The organism is Psychrosphaera saromensis, assembly GCF_002954545.1.
GTDB lineage: Bacteria > Pseudomonadota > Gammaproteobacteria > Enterobacterales > Alteromonadaceae > Psychrosphaera > Psychrosphaera saromensis.
This window is the reverse complement of the sequence record NZ_MSCH01000003.1, coordinates 155,485-176,141: the sequence shown is the minus strand read 5'-3', so window position 1 is coordinate 176,141 and position 20,657 is coordinate 155,485. Positions and strand designations below refer to the sequence as shown.

General features: G+C 38.1%; 18 protein-coding genes and 1 other RNA gene. 7 read left to right on the top strand and 12 right to left on the bottom strand.

Going from position 1 to position 20,657, the window contains the following annotated elements:
* The first annotated feature begins 3 nt into the window (after window positions 1-3).
* Window positions 4-720: a DUF6776 family protein gene (locus BTO11_RS00815; protein ID WP_105050797.1), complete on the top strand. Its 717-nt coding sequence runs from the start codon at window positions 4-6 to the stop codon at window positions 718-720.
* A gap of 149 nt (window positions 721-869) precedes the next feature.
* Entirely contained in the window at window positions 870-1,244 is a 375-nt protein-coding gene (gene erpA, locus BTO11_RS00810) for an iron-sulfur cluster insertion protein ErpA (protein ID WP_105050796.1), read from the top strand.
* A gap of 304 nt (window positions 1,245-1,548) precedes the next feature.
* On the opposite strand, the gene dolP is transcribed toward erpA, so the two are convergent.
* Genes dolP through BTO11_RS00790 form a run of 4 tightly spaced genes read right to left on the bottom strand, consistent with a single transcriptional unit; the run spans window position 1,549 to window position 4,968 of the window.
* On the bottom strand, window positions 1,549-2,121 hold the full coding sequence (dolP, locus tag BTO11_RS00805; protein ID WP_105050795.1) for a division/outer membrane stress-associated lipid-binding lipoprotein: 573 nt from the start codon (window positions 2,119-2,121) through the stop codon (window positions 1,549-1,551).
* A 45-nt stretch (window positions 2,122-2,166) separates the two neighbouring features.
* Complete coding sequence (locus BTO11_RS00800) at window positions 2,167-2,754, bottom strand: SIS domain-containing protein (RefSeq protein ID WP_105050794.1); 588 nt, start codon at window positions 2,752-2,754, stop codon at window positions 2,167-2,169.
* On the bottom strand, window positions 2,751-3,113 hold the full coding sequence (locus tag BTO11_RS00795; RefSeq protein ID WP_105050793.1) for a YraN family protein: 363 nt from the start codon (window positions 3,111-3,113) through the stop codon (window positions 2,751-2,753). The genes BTO11_RS00800 and BTO11_RS00795 overlap by 4 nt, the downstream gene beginning before the upstream one ends.
* Window positions 3,091-4,968: a penicillin-binding protein activator gene (locus tag BTO11_RS00790; protein ID WP_181135807.1), complete on the bottom strand. Its 1,878-nt coding sequence runs from the start codon at window positions 4,966-4,968 to the stop codon at window positions 3,091-3,093. Before BTO11_RS00790 ends, BTO11_RS00795 begins: the two co-directional genes overlap by 23 nt.
* A gap of 160 nt (window positions 4,969-5,128) precedes the next feature.
* On the opposite strand from BTO11_RS00790, the gene rsmI reads away from it, so the two are divergent.
* Both rsmI and rnpB read left to right on the top strand, forming a co-directional pair.
* The gene (rsmI, locus tag BTO11_RS00785; protein ID WP_105050791.1) at window positions 5,129-5,974 is read left to right on the top strand and encodes a 16S rRNA (cytidine(1402)-2'-O)-methyltransferase; all 846 of its coding nucleotides are present in this window, start codon (window positions 5,129-5,131) and stop codon (window positions 5,972-5,974) included.
* A gap of 237 nt (window positions 5,975-6,211) precedes the next feature.
* Window positions 6,212-6,620, top strand: an RNA gene (rnpB, locus tag BTO11_RS00780) — RNase P RNA component class A.
* 602 nt (window positions 6,621-7,222) lie between these two features.
* Here the strand turns inward: rnpB and BTO11_RS00775 are convergent.
* From BTO11_RS00775 to BTO11_RS00760, 5 genes are all read right to left on the bottom strand, one after another.
* Window positions 7,223-9,004: a BspA family leucine-rich repeat surface protein gene (locus BTO11_RS00775; RefSeq protein WP_105050790.1), complete on the bottom strand. Its 1,782-nt coding sequence runs from the start codon at window positions 9,002-9,004 to the stop codon at window positions 7,223-7,225.
* A 292-nt stretch (window positions 9,005-9,296) separates the two neighbouring features.
* Window positions 9,297-9,467 (bottom strand): hypothetical protein, encoded by a 171-nt coding sequence (locus tag BTO11_RS16430; RefSeq protein ID WP_181135806.1) that lies wholly within the window; start codon window positions 9,465-9,467, stop codon window positions 9,297-9,299.
* A 93-nt stretch (window positions 9,468-9,560) separates the two neighbouring features.
* Window positions 9,561-9,998 carry a hypothetical protein gene (locus BTO11_RS00770; RefSeq protein WP_105050789.1) on the bottom strand — a complete coding sequence of 146 codons (438 nt, stop codon included), beginning with the start codon at window positions 9,996-9,998 and terminating at the stop codon, window positions 9,561-9,563.
* A 251-nt stretch (window positions 9,999-10,249) separates the two neighbouring features.
* Complete coding sequence (locus BTO11_RS00765; RefSeq protein ID WP_105050788.1) at window positions 10,250-11,989, bottom strand: sodium:solute symporter family protein; 1,740 nt, start codon at window positions 11,987-11,989, stop codon at window positions 10,250-10,252.
* A complete protein-coding gene (locus BTO11_RS00760) occupies window positions 11,989-12,240 on the bottom strand; it encodes a DUF4212 domain-containing protein (RefSeq protein ID WP_105050787.1) in 252 nt (83 codons plus the stop codon). The genes BTO11_RS00765 and BTO11_RS00760 overlap by 1 nt, the downstream gene beginning before the upstream one ends.
* A gap of 310 nt (window positions 12,241-12,550) precedes the next feature.
* On the opposite strand from BTO11_RS00760, the gene BTO11_RS00755 reads away from it, so the two are divergent.
* From BTO11_RS00755 to BTO11_RS00745, 3 genes are all read left to right on the top strand, one after another.
* Window positions 12,551-14,422 (top strand): DUF294 nucleotidyltransferase-like domain-containing protein, encoded by a 1,872-nt coding sequence (locus BTO11_RS00755; RefSeq protein ID WP_105050786.1) that lies wholly within the window; start codon window positions 12,551-12,553, stop codon window positions 14,420-14,422.
* The gene (locus BTO11_RS00750; protein ID WP_105050785.1) at window positions 14,422-15,126 is read left to right on the top strand and encodes an exonuclease domain-containing protein; all 705 of its coding nucleotides are present in this window, start codon (window positions 14,422-14,424) and stop codon (window positions 15,124-15,126) included. Before BTO11_RS00755 ends, BTO11_RS00750 begins: the two co-directional genes overlap by 1 nt.
* Before the next feature lie 99 nt (window positions 15,127-15,225).
* Window positions 15,226-18,687 (top strand): PAS domain-containing hybrid sensor histidine kinase/response regulator, encoded by a 3,462-nt coding sequence (locus BTO11_RS00745; RefSeq protein WP_105050784.1) that lies wholly within the window; start codon window positions 15,226-15,228, stop codon window positions 18,685-18,687.
* Between the two features lie 240 nt (window positions 18,688-18,927).
* Here BTO11_RS00745 and BTO11_RS00740 read toward each other — a convergent pair whose 3' ends face one another.
* The 3 genes from BTO11_RS00740 to BTO11_RS00730 form a co-directional block, all read right to left on the bottom strand.
* Window positions 18,928-19,134, bottom strand: a complete 207-nt coding sequence (locus tag BTO11_RS00740) for a cold-shock protein (protein ID WP_105050783.1) — start codon at window positions 19,132-19,134, stop codon at window positions 18,928-18,930.
* A gap of 174 nt (window positions 19,135-19,308) precedes the next feature.
* Complete coding sequence (locus BTO11_RS00735) at window positions 19,309-19,629, bottom strand: hypothetical protein (RefSeq protein ID WP_105050782.1); 321 nt, start codon at window positions 19,627-19,629, stop codon at window positions 19,309-19,311.
* Window positions 19,630-20,000: 371 nt separating this feature from the next.
* Window positions 20,001-20,657, bottom strand: a complete 657-nt coding sequence (locus tag BTO11_RS00730) for a response regulator transcription factor (protein ID WP_105050781.1) — start codon at window positions 20,655-20,657, stop codon at window positions 20,001-20,003.

The window sequence follows — 20,657 nt, the reverse complement described above, 5'->3', positions numbered from 1 at the left end:
TCTATGACTCCTTGGTGGAGCTTTAATGGCCTGAAATACAAGCTAGGCCGATTCAAATTTATGTTGGCTCTTTTAATTATCACATCGCTAGTGGGTTACCTTGGGTTTTCCTTGGGCGGTGAAAGTGATATTTGGCAAGAAAATAAAATAAAAGACCAAGATTATCGTTTAGACAATCTATACAGCGAGCTTGATGAAAAAATCAGGCAAATAAACTACCTGACCGTTGAGCTTGAAGTTGAACAAAGAGCCAATGAACAAATTCAGCAAGAGTTATTGGATATCCGTGAAGAGTCGTTTGCCCTTAGACGTGAACTTAACTTTTACCAAAAAGTGTTAGCGCCTGAGTTAGTTGCCGATGGTATTTCCGTTGAGCAATTTAATGTTGAAGCGACCAATATTGCTAACCGTTATGTATTTAGGTTTGCACTAGTTCAAACAAATTCAGCGAAGCGTTATGCCAGAGGCAACATTCGCGTTAATTTGGTCGTGAGCCAAAACGATGAAAAGCGCACGTTAGACTTAGCTAAGTTAGCTAAAATGTCGAAAAAGAATCTTACGTTTAGTTTTCACTTTTTCCAATATTTTGAAGCTGAGTTTGATTTAGAACCAGGGATGATAGCTGAACAGCTAGCGGTTAAAGTAATACAACCGAAAAATAAATGGCAGCCATATAAATCGTTCACACAAAAATTTGACTGGCCAGAGTTAGAGGAATAAGTACTCCTCGTTAATAAATTGATATCACTAGTGTTTGTGCTAAATGCATTAACCTAATTGCTATTGTTGGGCATTTTACTGGATTTGAATACTTGACTAAAACTGTCGGGTATTACATAATCTTGCCCTCAAATTTTAGAGGTTTTTTCATGACTGAACTTTTTACTCCAGCTGAAGCATCAGCCGATATTCCTGAGCTGCCAATCCAGTTTTCAGATGCCGCCGCGACTAAAGTTAAACAATTAGTGGACGAAGAAGAGAACCCAGCATTAAAACTTAGAGTTTATGTAACCGGTGGTGGTTGTTCTGGTTTCCAGTATGGATTTACGTTTGATGAAGACGTAAACCCAGGCGACATGGCGATTGAAAAACAAGGCGTTAGCATGGTTATCGATCCTATGAGCTTACAATACCTAGTTGGTGGCGTAGTTGACTACACTGAAGGGCTAGAAGGCTCACGCTTTTTTGTTAACAACCCTAACGCAACAACAACTTGTGGTTGTGGTGCTAGCTTTAGCGTTTAGTTAAACATATATAGTTACAAAGAAGGCCGCTTATAGCGGCCTTTTTAATGTTTTTTTGGTATATACCAGAAGTATGTAACGTTATATGTGAAGACCTAGAAATAAAGTGTTTGATTGTTCCTACCTTAATCCCAATAAAAGTTAATTAACTCAAATACATAAATAGACTGTTTTTTATGTTTATTAATAAAAAATAAAAGTACTAAGTACATTTATTACCGAATGAAAACAAAAAAACGAACAATTAATTGTTCGTTTTTTTGTGGTTAAGGCGGGATGATTTTAATAACAGTTATAGATGAACCTAATTTTCAAATACCGTGATCACTTTAGTAACGCCGCTTACATTTGATGCAATGGTAGCGGCAAGTGCGGCTTGTTCTTTACTGACTAAGCCCATTAAGTAGACTTCATTATTCTCTGTTACCACTTTGATGCTATGGCCTTTTACTACATCATCAGTTAGTAGTTCTGATTTAACTTTAGTGGTTATCCAAGTATCTGCTGTTTTAGTTGAAAGCGATGCTGGAGTACCTAGTTTTATCTGATTATGTATTTTTGTCACGCCATCAATATTTCTCAGAATATTAATAGCTGAATGAATTAAGAATTTATTTGGCGATTGACCAACCACTAATACTTTACCGTTGTAACTAATAACATTGAGATGGGTATGTTTACTTATGCCGTCGTCTTTCATTAGCTCTAAGCTCGCTTTAAGCTCAATGCTGCTGTCATCTATTTGGGCGCTGATAGTACGAGGGTCATTAGCTGCTGAAACGGCGGTAACGGCAGTTCCTGCGACAAAAAGTGTTGTACAGCCTTGTAAGGTCGACAGAGATAGTGCCAAAATTAATAGCTTTTTAGTAAATGTCATATTGGTTTTCTCATTTTTATTATTTATTACATCGAAAAAGACGGATCACATTGAAAAGATAACTTCATCTATTAACTCACTTAATACATGAACTGTGAATAATTGAATTTCTAACGTTCTACTTGGTTTGTTGGTAGGTAAACGAATTTCTATGTCGTTTTCACCGAGTAGTCCTGCAATTTCACCACCATCATCGGACGTAAATGCAATGACTTGTATATCGTTCGTTAATGCAGCTTCGATTGCTGACTTGATGGAAAGTTCCCGGTTGTTTATTGAAAACACAACCAGTATGTCTTGTGCATTGCCCATCGCTCTAATTTGACGAGCGTACACGTCAATTAAGTGATTGTTATCTAAAGGCTCAAACGCACAAGTATGTGCGGTATTGGATAAGGCGATTGCCGGTAAAGATGGACGCTCAATTTCATAGTAGTTTACTAAAATGCCAGCAAAGTGATCCGCAATCATAGAGCATAAGGTATCACCGCAAGTTAGAACCTTGTTGCCAGATAATAAAGTCTGTGAAATTAATGCAGCTGAAAGCGCTAAAAAGTCTGCGTTTTGTTCGCCCGACGCCATCAGGTTTTGTATGTTATTTGTATATAGCTGTTTTATTTTATTGTCAGTCATGTAAATGCACATTGAATCCAGTTTATTTGCTCATTATCAAAAGCAACAACATCAAATCGGATAGATGGAGTAATTTTACTTTGGGATAGATAAAAAAGCGCGGCTTTTTTTATTTTTTGTTGCTTGGTTGGTGTAACTGATGCGGCTGCACCACCAAACTTGCTACTGGAACGATACTTAACTTCAACAAATATTAAAATGTCAGTGTCAGGATCTGAAAATATCAGATCGATTTCACCCAACTTACAATTAAAATTTTGTTCAACAAAGGTCAAACCTTGAGCTTGTAAATATTTTTTGGCTTGTTGCTCTTTAATATCACCTAAAGAACGTTTATTAATTAAGTTGCTTAAGAACAACGATTTTTCCTTGTTGGTATCTTGACCAATCTAAATATCGTTTAATCGTGTTTTTATCATTTAAGCTTAATTTACCAGTAAGACCCGCCACTTCTAAACCAGATAAGGTTTGTAGTTGTTTTAATAATGGGATCAGATATTTAGCATCATAACCAAAGGCAAATAGCTTTTTAAGTTGGGTATGATCTTCACTAACTTCACGGTAAATAGAGGTAGCTTCTAAGTTAGTATCTTTAACCAACCAAGGCATCTCAGTAAACGTTAAACCATTTAAATCACGTTTTTGTGAACGAGTTTCACCAATCAAATAACTACGACTAGATGCATAGATAGGTAATAGTTTGTTAAACACACTTACATTAGTATCAAAAAACGGTTTAATCAAACGTGTCTGCTGTGAGTTAGCAATTACGTAAATAGCATCAATGTCGTTACGGCTACGACTTTCAGTTTTTAGATGAGAGCCAAATAAACGTTTCATATCTCTAACACGTTGTTCACTGTAATTTACGTCTAATAAGTTCTTAACTGCGACACCTAGTTTTAACTTGTTTTTAAACGCTATGGTTTCTATTTCTTTGTCCGTTTGGAATAACCATTGTTGCTTAAATTGTTCAGCTAAACGTCGGCCTAATGAATTGTCGGCATAAATAAGCGCAGGGTAGGCTATTTTTTTACGGATAAAGTAATCTACCGCTTGATCAATTTCATCTTCAGGTGCTAAAGAGAAGTAGAACTGAGACGGATTGTCGTATTGTTCTAATTCTATAGAGTTTAAATATAGAGTTGGAATATTTGCTAATAATTCACTTTTTTGGAACTCAGTGATTTTATCTTTTTTCAATGGACCAACAATAAAGCCAACACTTTCTGCAAGAAGCTTCTGCTCTATGCTCTCTAAAGTCTCAACTTCAGTATCTAAGATTGTAACTTCAACATTGTCATCAAAATTTAAGCTAGCTAAAAAGCCGTTTCGGATAGCTTGTGCTTGAGCCGAAAGAGAGCCTGTAAGAGGTAACAATAAAGCTATTCTTGTTGGTGAATAAGGCGCAACAGAGATCAGGTCTTTTATTTGTTGAGGTAAATACTCAAAGTCATCAAACCTTGAATAATTGGTATGCCAGCGAGCTAACTCAATAGGGAATTGCTCTGGTGCGCCAATATTGTTGCGTACGATTTTAGCTAGCTGTACCCAACTTGCGGCTTCGCTACCAAAGTCTTTTACAAATGTATTTAGTGAATCTTCAGGAACTTGAACGATATGTTTCCAAATCAATTCATTGGCTAATATTTTATCAAAGGTGGATAACCTTTTGGCGTAGAGATCTTTTACTCTAAATAAAGTTCTTACTGTTTTAACGTGTTGATTATTGTTAGAGCTAACTTGCGCTGTTAATAACCACATAGGTACTTGGTAGTTGATTGGTAATACACCTCTTTTTAAGCGTATTAATAATCGTTCTGCATCCTGGTTACTTTTTATGTGTAATAACAGTTTTATTAAAGTGATGTCGTTGTCTAACGTGCCACGTGCATCTAAGTCGATGTTAACTAGAATTTTTTTAATGTAACCAATACTGTGGTTTTCCTGAATAGCGAGTTCTGCAGCCGTAATTCGGTAAGGTCTACCTTCAATTAAACCAAGCTCATCGGCTCGATTTAAGAAATATTCACTATTGTAAACAGGGTTTACTTCTCTAAGTTGATCGTGTCGCTGAGGTTTAGTTCTTTTTGAACGAGGTTCTTTTGATGGCTCAGAAGAAGAACAGCTCACAATAACTATCATGCAAACACACAGCTGAGTTAAGCGTAACCAGTTACTAAAAACAGATTTGCTTGTTTGTCCAAGAGTCACGTACATCCACCTTAATTGAATATAATTCGATACATTTTAACGCAATTTACTCTAACTTAAACCAGAATTAATTGTATTAATGGGTATTACTTATTCGTCGAATAAAAAGGTATCATACAAGCCAATTATCATCTACACAACGGCCAAGAGACATTCAAACATGATAGACGCTGGAACTCTTTATATTGTTGCCACTCCAATCGGCAATTTATCTGACATAACACAACGTGCGTTGGACATATTACATAGTGTAGATTTGATTGCTGCAGAGGACACACGCCATAGCGGTAGGCTGTTGTCGCACTTTGGGATCAAAACCAAAATGTTTGCTTTGCATGATCATAATGAAAAACAAAAAGCTCAGTATTTAATAGATTTAATTAATGAAGGTAAAAATATTGCATTAATAAGTGATGCCGGCACGCCATTAATTTCTGACCCAGGTTACAATTTAGTTAATATTGCCAGAGATCAAGACGTTACCATTCATCCTATTCCAGGACCAAGTGCGGTGATCACGGCATTAAGTGCTGCTGGATTACCAACGGATAAGTTTTTGTTTGCTGGTTTTTTACCAGTAAAGCAGCAAGCCAGAATCGCCGAAATTGAAAAATATAAAAATGCCGACTTCACCACTGTATTTTATGAAAGTCCACGCAGAATTATCGATACTTTAGAATATATCAAGCAAACACTAGGTGAAGATAAAGAAGTGGTATTAGCCAAAGAGTTAACCAAACACTTTGAAAGCTTTGTTAAAGGTAATGCGCAAAAAGTCATAGATTGGTTTGCTGAAGATAAAGACCGCCAACAAGGTGAAATGGTGTTGATGTTAGCGCCAAATAAAACCGAACAAGCCTTGTCGCCAGAAGCCGAACAACTAATGAAGTTGTTAATGGCTGAACTACCAACTAAAAAAGCCGCTGCGATAACCGCTCAGGTACATGATTTAAAAAAGAATGATTTGTATAAGTTAGCACTGACATGGCAGGAAGAAGGGGAGTAGTGAGACTCGAGCGGCGAGCAGCGAGTCTCTAGCCACGAGTCTCGAGCTACGAGCCACGAGTAAAAGCAAAAGCAAAAGCTCAAGCTTGGAGTTTTTTCGAAGCTCGTCGCTCGAAGCTATTCCATCTTTTCCTCGCAACTAGTAACTCGTCACTCGTAAACTGTTCTTATCCTCGTATCTCGAAACTGCCGTATCTTTCCTCGCTTTATTGGTTTACATCAATTATAATCCGCGCCGCGAGATGGCCAAGACAATCGCCGCTATATCGTTGTACTTTAGCCTTCGGGTTTTAGTAGACGGATGTGGGGGAGGAAAGTCCGGGCTCCATACGGACAGGTTGCCAGATAACTTCTGGGGGGCGTGAGCCTACAACTAGTGCAGCAGAGAGTATACCGCCGATGGCCTTTTCTTGTAAAAGTGCACAGGTAAGGGTGAAAGGGTGCGGTAAGAGCGCACCGCGCGACTAGTAATAGTTCGTGGCACGGTAAACTTCAGCCGGAGCAATTTCAAATAGGGTTCCTCGATCCTTAGAGGTCAACGCGTGGTCCGCGCGGGAACCGGGTAGAAAGCTTGAGCCTTAGAGCGATTTAAGGCCTAGACGAATGATTGTCCTAGACAAAACCCGGCTTAACGGCCATCTCGCAATTTTCTTCAGCTCTGAGCTACGAGTTTGTAGCTACGAGCAAAAACATAAGCTCAAATCCTTTCGAAACTTCATTCAGCAACGAGAATCGAGTCTCGAGCTACGAGTAAAAGCAAAAGCAAAAGCAAAAGCTTAAATTTCGAAACTCGCTGCTCGCAGTTCGAAACTGCTCTTAATTTCTTCAGCGTCGAGCCACGAGTTTCTAGCTACGAGCAAAAGCTTAAATTTCGTTTCTTCTCCAAAATGCTCTGTCTTTTTCTCGAAACTCGCCACTCGAAACTGCTTTTATCTCCTCGCCACTCGAGCCTCGCAGCTCGGAACTGCTTTCAGGTACGAGTAAAAGCAAAAGCACAAACTTCGTATTTTCTCGAAACTCGCTGCTCGCAGTTCGAAACTGGCTTCAGCTTTCAGCTACGAGTAAAAGCAAAAACAAAAGCTCAAGCTCGTTTTGGCCTCGCCACTCGAGCCTCGCAGCTCGGAACTGCTTTCAGGTACGAGTAAAAAGCAAAAGCTCAAACTTGTTTTGTACTCGAAACTCGCCACTCGAATCTCGAAACTGCTTTTATCTCCTCGCCACTCGGAACTGTTCGTATCCTTTTATAACACTAAAACGGGCTATTGTGATTGAATACCCAGTTATAAGTATTTTCAATGTACTGCCATGCATCCAACCCTGCAGAGCTAACAGTAGCGTTAGTCGAAAAATTTAAGTTCGGTTTTAATATTTGCGTGCTCCATCCATTCAATAATGCGTCATAGTTAACTGTTGATAACCCACTGCTGCTTAGCATATTAGTCACGTTGGTTACATTTGACATGTCCCATTCACCAAGGTTTTGATCAAAGGCCGTAGCGCCATTAAACATATTTGATGCATTAACTAAGCTAGAAGTGTCCCATTGACTAATGTCCTGGTTAAAAACTTCTGCTTTATAAAACATACGGTCCATAGTAGTTACATTGGAAACATCCCATTGGCTAATGTCTTGATTAAAAGCTTCTGCTACACTAAACATATCGTGCATATCGGTTACGTTTAACACGTCCCAATCGTTCAAACTTTGATTGAAAATCTCAGTATTGGCAAACATTTCACTCATATTAGTAACACTCGATACGTCCCAAGCACTAATATCTTGGTTAAATGCATCTGCATATTTAAACATTCTACTCATATTAGTAACACTGGATACATCCCAAGCAGTAATATCTTGATTAAAGCTATTTGTTTCTTCAAACATAGCACTCATATTAGTGACATTAGAAACATCCCAATGGCTAATATCACTATTAAAAGCTAAACAATCGTAAAACATGTTATTCATTCTTGTAACTTGGCTTAAATCAGGTGCGTCTGTGGCGTTAAATGTCATTTGATTCGTTTCATTAAATGCGTTCTCCATACTTTGCCAAGGGTTGTTACCCCACTGCTCAACAGATAACAATTTGTCGTTATCGTAGCCCCTAGTATGATAGCCAAAATATATCCCTGGAAATTCCCCAGTTATTTTGACTGTGTATTCACCTTCGGCTGAATAAGTATGGGTTGTATCTCCTGTTAAATTTTCTTCAATGATGCCATCACCCCAGTCAACAGTGAAGTTATATCCCGAACCATCTGTGCCTATTATTATTTGGTTACTTGCTGAAGAAAAATTAGTGCCGGCAGGGTTTGTATCCCATACCGTAATAAATGGCGTTTGCTCCTCTACATTAACGCTGCGAGACAGTGTTGTTATGTTATTGCTATTGTCTGTTGCGGTATAAGTAATGGTGTAGGTGCCAATTGCGCTATGATCCACATCGCCAGTAATAACAACGTTAATGTCTCCATCAGCTAGATCAAAGGCCGTAGCGCCAGACTCGCTGTACTTACTGTAGCGGTTATTTTGTACTAAATTGAAATCTTCATCATCAGCTAGAGTTATAACAGGCGGTGTTGTATCAACAACCGTAACTGTGCGTGTTTTTGTTGTGGTATTGTTTGCTGCATCAGTTGCTGTGTAAGTAATAGTATAAGTAGAAAATGATGATGTATCTATCACATCTACACCTGTAGTAATAACATCAACCACAACATCCACATCATCAGTCGCAGTTGCGCCTAAATCAGTGTATGTACTACCAAATTCAGCATTTACTTCTGCATCACCATTTAAGGTAATTATTGGAGCTGTTGTGTCTACAGCTACTTCACTACCAGCATCAGTAGCATCATCAACAGGTACCTCTATTATAACTTCTTCACCCGAATCACCACCTCCTCCACCACAAGCAGCTAGTGTTAATGCAAAAGAGATTGCAACAAGCAGACGAGAGCAATTACGAATAATATTTGAGAGTCCAAGATAACCGAAGTTAAAGACAGTGAGAGAGGATAGAGACATTAAGGGTTCCTTTAATTAACTTTAAGCTAATACAACATTTGAAATAAGTTTATATTTGTCCGCCTAGATAATGGTTACGACAAAACCTTACCTTTGGGTACAGGTCGCGCATGTTACTTTACCAGTCGGTAGTGGTCAACGTTAAATTGTATATTAAATGCGCTTTTTGCTGGTGGGTGTTGGGAATGAATTGTATAGATAGGGGATGAGTTACTCTTTGTTGTACGAGTAGTAACTCATCCTTTGTAATTAGCCTAATGTTTGCTTAATCTTGTGTATTAATCTTTTTTAATTAGTCTTTTTTGTTAATAACGACTTCAATATTTTTAGTATCGCCAGCAAACCATTTTTGCACATAAATACTACCAATAATTGGCGGCATGCCTTCTTCTGGTACTTCTTTGTAGCGCACACTATTCTTAGTTGCTTTCTCAAATTCAAACTTAACTTTTTTCTCAGACATAATATTCACTTTAATGTTTATTTTGAGGTCATTATATATATTACACTTGAAATCGTGATAATTATTACCTGCTGGGGATTAACTTTTTATAGTTTAAAATGTCTTAGTATAAAACTCGCTAATGTATTTCCCGCCTTTGATTTCAGCTATCAATCTCAGTTTGTGCTTATCACCTGAATTTGACGTTAACTGCCTTAGCTGAGTTTCTTGTTTCCAATAAAATGGGTTGTCGTGCATCTGTAGTTTTACTTCTGTGCTTTGGCCGTTTATATCAACCAAAAATAAAGTCGCTTTAGTTAATTGAAATGTAGAGTTGACGAAGGTTGTTCCGTTTTCATCATAAATGCTTATTTGTAGATCGTCTGCTTCTAATACGCAAGACTTGTTGATAATGTCGCAAACACCAATTGGTGATAACTGAACGACTTTGTCGTCGTAGGCTTTGTTCTCTACATATATATCCGACAATATATAACCTAAAATTATTAACACTGGTGCAACAAATAATGCAGTTTTGGTATGTTTGTTCATTTCGTATCCGTTAATTGTAATTGATTTTATTAAGGGCGAATAAGGGCTTATATAAAATTTCTGTAAAAATAAAACTCATGTAAAAGACTATATCAAAAAAGCGGTATTAAATAGTTAAATTAAAAAGCTTAATTTGAGAGCTAAGTCCAATAGCCAAAACAAGCAATAATTAAGTAAATAGCTCACTAAAAAGTATGAGAAAAAAAAGGCCTCTAAGAAGAGGCCAAGTTAGGAACGGTGTTGCTTAAAGTTTAGTGATCGTGTGCCGCAACTACTTCACCCACTGGAGTTCTGAAGTTTTCTACCATCTCTTGAATTTCTTCAGGAGCATCTTCTGAGAACTGAAGGATTACAAAGGCAACGGTAAAGTTAACAACTGCACCGATTACACCAAATGCGTTAGGTGAAATTCCAAAGAACCAGTTTGGCTCTAAACCACCCAAGAAATCAGTGCCTTGGATAAACATAATGCCTTTATGTTGGAATACATACAGCATAGTTACGCCGATACCAGAACACATACCCCAGATAGCGGCTTTACTGTTCATACGTTTAGAGAATATACCCATCATTAGTGCAGGGAAGATAGATGACGCAGCCAAACCAAAGGCTAACGCGACCGTACCTGCGGCAAATCCAGGCGGATTGAGTCCGAGATAACCTGCGACAATGATCGATATTGTCATGACTACTCGACCTGCCAACAGTTCATTCTTTTCCGATATGTCAGGCGTAAAGACTCCTTTCATTAAATCGTGCGAAACCGATGACGAAATAGCTAATAATAAACCTGCTGCGGTGGACAGTGCTGCTGCAATCCCCCCTGCGGCAACCAGTGCAATAACCCAGTTCGGTAAATTCGCAATAGCAGGGTTAGCAAGAACCATAATGTCACGGTCAACTTTAACCATTTCATTTGTTTCTGCATTTGCCGTGTATTGAATTTTACCATCACCGTTTTTGTCTTCGTATTTTAATAATCCAGTATTTTCCCAATCTTTAAACCATTGAGGACGTTCTGCATATTCTAAATTTTGACCAGCGACTGGTTCAATCGTATTCATAAGGTTTAAACGAGCCATTGCGCCAACAGCTGGAGCAACTGTATAAAGTAACGCGATGAATACTAAAGCATAACCTGCAGATGAACGTGCTGCTTTTACTGAAGGAACCGTGAAGAAGCGCATGATCACATGAGGAAGACCCGCAGTACCTATCATTAATGATAGAGTATAAGCGAACATATTAACTGAACCGCCCATGTTGTCTGTGGTGTATTCTTTAAAGCCTAAATCTGTAACGACTAAGTCGAGCTTGTCGAGTAAGTACATACCACTGCCATCGGCAAGTGTACTACCTAAGCCAAGTTGTGGAATTGGGTTACCCGTTAATTCTAATGAAATAAATACAGCTGGGATGGTATAAGCAAAAATAAGTACACAATATTGTGCGATTTGCGTGTAAGTAATACCTTTCATGCCACCTAAAACAGCATAAACCCAAACAACCGCCATACCTATGTATAAACCATTGTCATATTCAACTTCTAAGAAGCGAGAGAAAGCAACGCCTACACCTTTCATTTGACCTATGATGTAGGTTAATGAAGCGATGATTAAACAAATAACAGCAACTATACGAGCTGTTTTTGAATAATATCTATCAGCGATAAATTCTGGCACGGTAAATTTACCGTGTTTACGCATATAAGGGGCAAGTAGCATAGCGAGTAACACATAACCGCCAGTCCAACCCATTAAAAATACAGAGCCACCATAACCAAGGAAAGCGATTAAGCCCGCCATAGAAATAAACGACGCGGCGCTCATCCAGTCGGCACCAATAGCCATACCGTTTTGTAGTGGCGTTATACCACCACCTGCAACATAAAAATCGCTAGTTGTGGTAGCACGAGCCCACCAAGCAATAGCGAAATATAACGCAAAAGAGCCGAATACGGCGATATAGGTAAAGAGTTTCAGCTGTTCCATTATTCTTCCTCCACATTATATTTTTTATCTAGGTCATTCATTTTTTTGGTATACCAAAAAATAAGACCTAGGAAGGTATAGATAGAACCTTGTTGAGCGAACCAAAATCCGAGTTTGTAACCGCCTAATCGTATTGTGTTAAGTTCTTCGACAAACATAATGCCTAGACCAAATGACACAACAAACCATATTATTAAGCAGATAAATATTAGGCGAAGATTTTCTTGCCAATATGACGTTTTATTTTCCACAACTTACTCCAAATTAATCTCTGTTAATTGCAAGGGGAGATGTGATGTATCGCTGTCGTGGAAACTAAACTCTCAGAAGCTAACCCTGTTAAAGCCGAATCGTAAAAGTTAAGCACGTAGACCTTCAACAACATTGATACACCAACCAACTAGAATTACATTAACAATGAGATTACATGTGCGGTATTCAACTTTAGTCTAAAGAGGTGATTTAAATCTTGTAAAAATGGCGTTAACCCTTTAAAAATAAAGCATGTAAATAATTAATGTGTAATGAAATTGCAGATTTGAATGGATTTAGGGAAAAGAGATGAATAGCGAGTTAATAGAACATGTCATGTTTGTTCAACAAATTCCTCCATTTGATATCTTGCCAAAGCAAGTCTTACAAGAATTAACAAAAAACATAACCATTACTTATGTTACCGCAGGCCAGGTGCTCACCGACAATGACGAGTTACAAGACACGATATTACTGATCAAAAAAGGCATATTGGTAAAACGAACCTGTATAAATAATGAAACAAGTACCATTGAAAAATACGGCGAAGGTGATTTGTGTCGTCAGTTAATTTTAAACAACAACTCAACCTTAGTAGTAGAAGAAGATGCCTTAGTCTATTGCTTAAAACTTGATGATGTTTTGTCGGCCGTGGGTGAATACCCAAGCGTTATGCAATTTTTAACTGTCTCCCATGAGACTAGATTAAAACAAACAATCATTAGCCAACATGCCACTGAAATAAGTGCATCTCCGTTAAATAATACTTTAATTGGGGATTTAATTTCCAAACAAGCTGCCACCATTTCACAAGATGAAACGATTCAGCAAGCGGCAGAGAAAATGACTCGTTTAGGCTACTCCAGTCTGGTTGTTTTAAAGCAGGAAGGCTCAATTGGTATCAAAGAGTTAGGTATAGTCACAGACAGAGATATTCGTGTTCGTTGTGTCGCCGAAGCTTTGCCGTATACCACTCAAGTTAGTGAGATCATGACCAAAGATTTATACAGCATAGATGCCAGTAGTATTGCTTTTGATGGACTGATCATGATGATGGATAAGAATATCCATCACTTACTTGTTACTAAAAACAGCCAGTTACATGGCGTTATCACCATTACCGACTTAATGCACAAAGAAGCACAGAATGCCGCTCATCTCATTAGTGTTATTCGACGAGCGAAAACCGTGGATGAATTAGTTAAAGTTGGCGTTATGTTACCTGACGTGCAATTGAAAATGACTAAGCTAGGCATAGCCGGATTACAAATAGGTAAGAGTATTAGTGCATTATCAAAAGCACTTACTGTAAAACTAATAGAGCTAGGCCAAGAAGAATTAGGACAAGCTCCCGTTCCTTTTGCCTGGTTTTCGGCAGGATCATTAGCTAGGCAAGAGCAGTTAGCCTATTCGGATCAAGATAATGGTTTGATAATCAGTGACAGTGCATTACCTGAGCATTTTGACTGGTTTAAAAAATTAGCTAATTTTGTCTGTGATGGCTTAAACCTATGTGGTTTTGTTTATTGCCCTGGCAATGTGATGGCGAGCAATATTAAGTGGCGACAGACTCAAAAAGTATGGCTTGATTATTTTCGAACTTGGATTGACACCCCATCGCCACAAGCGCTATTAAATTCTAGTATCTTCTTTGACTTAAGTTTTGTGTATGGCGAAATGAGTTTAGTTAGTGACATCAAAAAATACGTGCTGAGTAAAACCACTAAAAGCACATTGTTTTTGGCTCACCTAAGTAAAAATATGCAGTCCAATCGCCCGCCGTTAGGTTTTATTCGGGACTTTGTCTTAATCTCAAGTGGGGATAATAAATCTACCATGGACTTGAAACATAATGCTATTGCGCCCATTGTCGACTTGGCTCGTATTTATGCTTTAGCTTTGGGAATAGAAGAAACCTGCACAATAGGCAGACTACAAAAAGTGGCAGAATGTAAAACCGGCAATAGTGTCGTGAGTCGCTCATCAGCCCTTAGTTTGATTGATGCATTTGAATTTTTGGTCCAATTAAAATTAGGCTTGTATCTGAAAAAAAGTTTGGCTGATTTACCAGTTAACAATTATTTATCACCTGGGGATATTTCACGGCTGGAACGCACACATTTAAAAGATGCATTTAAGGTAATTAAAACCTTACAAGATGCTCGACAGGTAATGTTGTAATGCCTTTGGCTTGGTTGCTTACACCGGCAAATCGTAAGTATGAAAAAGTGCGACTGTCACTACTGAAACGTTTGCCCAAAGATAACGGGCTTTATGACTTTTTGTCTGTGCCAATGCCAGCGTTAAATGCTCAATTGTCGTCGGTTGATATAGTGTCTGTCGATTTTGAAACAACAGGATTAAATGCAGAACAAGATAAGTTATTGAGTATTGGCTGCGTAAATATGTCCCATAGCCAAATTCAATTGGGTTCAAGCTTCCATAAAATCATTGCCATTGACCAAGCGCTTGATGCTGACAACGTGACCATTCATACAATTACCGACTCTGAATGCCAATCTGGTTCGCCACTTAGGCAAGTTATGGATGAGTTTTTAAAGTTGATAGCCGGTAAAGTCATGTTAGTTCACTTTAACAAAATTGAACGTGAGTTTATTAATGAAGCTTGCATAAAGTTGTATGGCGTCGCGCCAGTATTGCCTATGATTGATACTTTAGTGTTAGCAAACAAAGCATTTAATCGACGAGGGCTGCCTTTTGAACCGCAAGATTTAACCTTGGCTAATTTAAGAAAACGAGCCAAATTGCCTTTTTATCAGCAACATCATGCCTTATCCGATGCAATTGCTACCGCAGAGTTGTATCTCACTATGATAGATGAGAAAAAAGCGAGCAACATGCAATTAAAAGATGTGTTAATTTAGCTACTTAGCATCATAGATGTGCAAATAGTGGCGACACAGATAAACGTACTTAGTTTATGAATTCGGCACACAATACAGATAACGCATAAGGAAAAATGAATGACCGCAGTGATAATTATAGTTTCAGCTATATATGCAGGGTTAATGTTCTCAATTGCTCGTTGGGGCGATAGAACTAATAATCCGTTATCACAAAAGATCACTCATCATCCTATCATTTACGCTTTTGCGCTGGGCATATACTGTTCTAGTTGGACTTACTTTGGAGCTGTAGGCACAGCATCTACCGACGGTTGGCAGTTTTTACCAATTCTTTTAGGCCCCATTTTATTGATGTTATTTGGTTATCCGATATTAGCCAAATTAGTTAAAGTATCTAAGAAACAAAATTTAACGTCTATTGCCGACTTTATTTCTGCACGTTACGGGAAACGTCAGCAAACGGCGCTTATCGTCACGGTAATCGCAACCTTGGCCATCATTCCTTATATTGCATTACAACTAAAAGCCATTAACGCGAGCTTTTCAGCTCTTACTTTAGTAAACGATAGTGTGACTGGTATTGAATACACCTCCGCATTTTTAGCCGCATTATTAATTGCGCTCTTTGCCATTTTATATGGTGCAAGAAAAGCCGATGTGACTGAATATAGATCAGGATTAATTTTTGCCATTGCCTTTGAATCACTGTTTAAGCTACTCGGTCTAATGGTTTCAGCCTGGATTGCATTCACTTTATTTGATCAAATAGAAATTGCTGATTTACCACCTCTGCCAGAAACGATTTGGACCACAGACCGTTTTTTTAGTTTAGATTTTATTGTCCAAACCTTTATGGCGGGTGCTGCAATATTATGTTTGCCAAGGCAGTTTCATGTCATGGTAGTAGATAATAGCGACTCTAAAAATTTACAAACAGCACGCTGGTTGTTCCCTTTATATTTAATACTGACAGCTGCTGCGATTATTCCTATTGCTCTTGCGGGTCATTATTTCTTATTGGATACTGGCGTAAATAAAGACATTTTTACAATGGAATTGCCAATGTACGTTAATAGTCATTGGGCAACTATCTTTGTATTTTTAGGTGGTATTTCGGCCGCTAGTGCCATGATCATTGTTGCGACATTAACGTTAAGTACCATGATCACAAACGATGTATTTATGCCGTTATTGTTAAAACGCGACAGTCATCAAATCCTCGACCAAGGAATGTATAAATTTAAAGTTGTGCCTCTTAGACAATTTACCATAGGCGCTATTTTACTCTTGTCCTACGCCTATTATTTATCCTGGGCCAATCAAACGTCGTTACACAGCATAGGGCTTATTGCGTTTTCGTTAGTGATCCAATTACTACCGGCTATTATTGGTGGCTTATACTGGCGTAAAGGCCATGCTAATGGAGTTTACGCTGGTTTAACTCTCGGTTTTTTAAGTTGGCTGATGTTTCTACTTATGCCTCTTGCTTCCGCAAGTGATGTCTCACAGCACAGTGGGATCATTAGCCAAGGCGTGATCATTAGTTTAATTGTCAATAGCTTGGCTTATTATGTATTTTCGTTAATGGCTAAAGAGCGATTAATTGATAAAATTCAAGCAGCTGCGTTTGTTCATCCTAACGTTAAGGTGCCAATTGCTCGTCAAAAATTACTGCACACCAGCGCAAGTGTAAAAGACTTAACCGACTTGTTACTTACCTTTTTAGGTAATGGTAGATGTGATCAGCTATTACTGGAGTACGAGCAAGACCAAGAAGAGCTGGCCATTAAAGAGGGCAGCCAAATCGTTAAGTTAAAAGACACTGAGGAATTAACTCATCACTTTGTCGAGTATTGCGAAAGAATGTTAGCCGGTGTGCTCGGAGCATCATCAGCTCAATCTTTGGTGAATATTGTATTGTCCGGTAAGCAATTAGATGTTGAAGATGTTGTAAATTTCTTTGATGACACCACGATGGCATTAAAAACCAACCAGGCTATTTTGTTTAGCTCGTTAGAAAATTTAAGTCAGGGTATTAGTGTTATAGATAAAGACTTAAATTTAGTCGCCTGGAATAAGCAATACTTAGAATTATTTGATTACCCTAAGTCGATGGTAAAAGTTGGATTACCAATTAAAAACTTAATCAAATTTAATGCATTAAGAGGCGAGTGTGGTCATGGCGAAATTGACGAGCTAGTAAATAAACGTCTATCGCATTTAAAAAGCAGTCAAAAACACAGTTTTATCCGCAGACGCTCAGACGGTCGAGTGATAGAAATGGTTGGTAATCCATTACCTAATGGTGGTTTTGTAACGAGTTTCAATGACATCACCAGTTTTATAGAAACGGAACAAGCATTAAAAGACGCCAATATTAACCTTGAACATAAGGTGAAACGTCGAGTCGATCAAATAAGTGAAATTAGCCAAGAATTAAGGCTAGCAAAACAAGAAGCTGAACAAGCAAATGCCTCAAAAACCCGATTTTTAGCGCTAGCGAGCCACGACGTATTACAACCATTAAACGCAGCAAGGTTATATGTTTCATCATTAAGTGAAGACTCACTTACTCAAAGCCAACATCAAACCTTAGATAAAGTCGACCAGTCCTTGTATGCAATGGAAGACTTACTCGCGACGTTATTGGAAATATCTAAATTAGAGCAAGGGGCATTAGTGCCGACCTTTACCCACTTTAAGTTATCCAGCGTGTTACGACCGTTATGTGATGAAATAGCCGCCCAGTGCCAACAAAAGGGAATTAAGTTTATTGAGCATTGGCATGATGAGGTGGTGCATTGCGATGCTACGTATTTACGTAGGATCTTGCAGAATTTTTTATCGAATGCCGCTAAATATACTCATGAAGGTAAAGTGTTAATTGGGATTCGTTATGTAAAAAGCAGCAATGGACAAGGAAGTATAAGAATTGAAGTATGGGATACCGGAGAGGGCATCTCACAGTCTGACCATCAGCATGTTTTCCAGGACTTTTATCGTACTCATACCGGAAGCATTAAAGGACTAGGATTAGGCTTAGGTGTAGTTGAACGTATGAGTGAGCAGCTTAAATGCCCAATAAAACTAAGCTCTCGATTTGGTAAAGGTTCTTGTTTTGGTGTGACGATTGAACTTGGCGATCCTAACCTAGTTGCAGAAGCATCACAATTTGCTCTACATGAGTCTAGCCAATTTAATCATTTGAATGTTATTTGCGTTGATGATGAGACTCAAAACTTGGATGCGATGAAGTCATTGTTAGAGAAATGGAACTGTCATTGTTTATGTTTCTCAAGCGTAGAAGCTCTGAGTGAATACTTGCAACTACCTGAGTGCGTTTGCCCAGATGTATTATTAATTGATTATCAATTAGTACCTTCCACTACATCAGGTTTAGAGTTGATTCAGCAAGTTAGATCTCATTGGGACTTAGATATTCCCGCCGCGCTAATAACAGCGGTAAAAGAAGAGAGCTTAAAAGAAACATGTAAGCAATTAGATGTACGCTATATGCCAAAACCATTAAAACCAGCAGCGTTAAAATCTTGGCTGAAGAGTTTGGTGCAAAAGCAGTAAGAACAATAGGAGAGGTAATAGCGAGTTAAGTTAACTAACACTTGGAGTACGAGAGTCTAAATCTATTTAATAAGAATAATATTTTAGTTTATTGATTGGAATATTGTACTTGGTTGAATATGTATATATCGGAAGTTTATTTTTGTGGATGTATGTATTTAGAGGTAAATTGGAATCTATTGCAGGGGAAGTATAGGAAAGCCAATGCGCAATGCGCACCAGCTGCCTATTAATTATCGCTTAAACAGCAACAACTTTGTTTGCACATGGACCTTTAGGACCTTGGCCAACTTCAAACTCAACAGCTTGACCGTCATCTAATGTTGCAAATTGACCGCCTGCTTGAATTTCTGAATGGTGAACAAATAAATCTTTGCTTCCATCTTCAGGAGTAATGAATCCGAAACCTTTATCTGCACTGAACCACTTAACTGTACCTTTACTCATAACTTTCTCTTTCTCTTCGGTGAAAAATAAATTTCTGACTTGTTATCACCATTACAAATCAGACTTTGAATTCTATTCAACTAACTTTACTTTGGCTAGTTTAAATTTTTTATTAGTGTTTGGCTACACCAAACTTGCAATCAATGCTTACTATTGTCAATTATAGCTAAATTATTAGCCTTTACCGTTTCTTTTTTTCATTCCAACTACCTTTCTTGCTATTGCAAGCAACTCAGGTGAAACGTCGCCAGCGCCGTCTTTTATCAATTTACTGACATCGGCAGAAGAAAATAGTGAACCACGTTCAGACATTATACCTAATGCTCTAACAAAATCTTTTGTTTTACCTGTGCTACCTGTATCAATGTAATTAAAAAGCACTCGTTCATTAAAACTTTGTGGTTTTTTCTTTAAAGCAGCAATACTAACGTTAAGCGAATCAATTTCGGCTTCATAAACTTCAATCAATTCTGCAATATTTGAAAATGTCTTCATTACGTTATTTTACTCTTTATAAGATTAATTGACACGGCCTAAGGCTGTTAGTTCGTCACTATAACAAATTGTAGCCGTCAGTATAACCCACAGATTCGAAACTGATGTTTAAATTATACTACCGTGAATATATTTGAGTAAATTGCATTGGAGCCAGTAAGCGCTATTTAAGCTTAAATACATAGCTCGAATTTACTGGATATAAATATCACAGTTGCGTTATCAGCTTGTCTAAAAGACTAATTAAAGATGATCCTATCGCTATCCCCGCAATTAATGCGAGGCTAAAACCAATCATAAAATAGAAATCTTTAAATGTTTTATTGTTAATTTCACTTTCATTTTTTGCTGAGTTCACTTTATTTATCCTTCTATGAGTGGCTCGACACGCTAGGCTCTAACTGTAGTTTCTCTGCAAGTAACACAGCTTGGGTTCTATTATTGATCCCCAACTTTTTAAATATTGCCGTAATATGGGCCTTTATAGTGGCTTCTGTCACATTAAGCTCGTAAGCAATTTGTTTGTTTAGCATACCTTCGTGTAATAAATATAAAACTCGATATTGCTGAGGCGTCAACTTAGCGACTCGGTTAGCTAAGTTTAAGTCGTCGCTAGACAGCGCTTGAATTTGATTGGCAATGCCAGGCGGAAGCCAAGTATCACCTTCTAATATGTTGTTAATTGCTTGGGCTATTTGAACTGACGAGGATGACTTTGAAATAAAGCCCATTGCACCAAAGCCCATCACTTTTGAGATGATGTCCAATTGATCTGAGCCAGAAATTACTGCAACTGGTAATTCCGGAAAGTCTTCTCTAATTCTAATAATGCCATACAAGTCGCCGCTACCGGGCATATGTAAATCTAGCAATACTAAGTCTAGATCATCGTGGCTTTCAATTTGCTGAATAGTGGATTCAAGCGAATCTGACTCCACAATACTCAGCTCAGAAAATTGACTTCGTAAAGCGCCAATAAGCGCTTCACGAAATAAAGGGTGGTCATCTGCAATTAAAAAGTTAGCCAT

Coding starts and splice junctions, on each gene's coding strand:
- BTO11_RS00745 (WP_105050784.1), top strand. CDS start 15,226: ATGACCGCAGTGATAATTATAGTTTCAGCTATATATGCAGGGTTAATG.
- BTO11_RS00755 (WP_105050786.1), top strand. CDS start 12,551: ATGAATAGCGAGTTAATAGAACATGTCATGTTTGTTCAACAAATTCCT.
- dolP (WP_105050795.1), bottom strand. CDS start 2,121: ATGACATTTACTAAAAAGCTATTAATTTTGGCACTATCTCTGTCGACC.
- BTO11_RS00765 (WP_105050788.1), bottom strand. CDS start 11,989: ATGGAACAGCTGAAACTCTTTACCTATATCGCCGTATTCGGCTCTTTT.
- BTO11_RS16430 (WP_181135806.1), bottom strand. CDS start 9,467: ATGTCTGAGAAAAAAGTTAAGTTTGAATTTGAGAAAGCAACTAAGAAT.
- BTO11_RS00750 (WP_105050785.1), top strand. CDS start 14,422: ATGCCTTTGGCTTGGTTGCTTACACCGGCAAATCGTAAGTATGAAAAA.
- BTO11_RS00800 (WP_105050794.1), bottom strand. CDS start 2,754: ATGACTGACAATAAAATAAAACAGCTATATACAAATAACATACAAAAC.
- BTO11_RS00770 (WP_105050789.1), bottom strand. CDS start 9,998: ATGAACAAACATACCAAAACTGCATTATTTGTTGCACCAGTGTTAATA.
- BTO11_RS00815 (WP_105050797.1), top strand. CDS start 4: ATGACTCCTTGGTGGAGCTTTAATGGCCTGAAATACAAGCTAGGCCGA.
- erpA (WP_105050796.1), top strand. CDS start 870: ATGACTGAACTTTTTACTCCAGCTGAAGCATCAGCCGATATTCCTGAG.
- BTO11_RS00735 (WP_105050782.1), bottom strand. CDS start 19,629: ATGAAGACATTTTCAAATATTGCAGAATTGATTGAAGTTTATGAAGCC.
- BTO11_RS00775 (WP_105050790.1), bottom strand. CDS start 9,004: ATGTCTCTATCCTCTCTCACTGTCTTTAACTTCGGTTATCTTGGACTC.
- rsmI (WP_105050791.1), top strand. CDS start 5,129: ATGATAGACGCTGGAACTCTTTATATTGTTGCCACTCCAATCGGCAAT.
- BTO11_RS00730 (WP_105050781.1), bottom strand. CDS start 20,657: ATGGCTAACTTTTTAATTGCAGATGACCACCCTTTATTTCGTGAAGCG.
- BTO11_RS00740 (WP_105050783.1), bottom strand. CDS start 19,134: ATGAGTAAAGGTACAGTTAAGTGGTTCAGTGCAGATAAAGGTTTCGGA.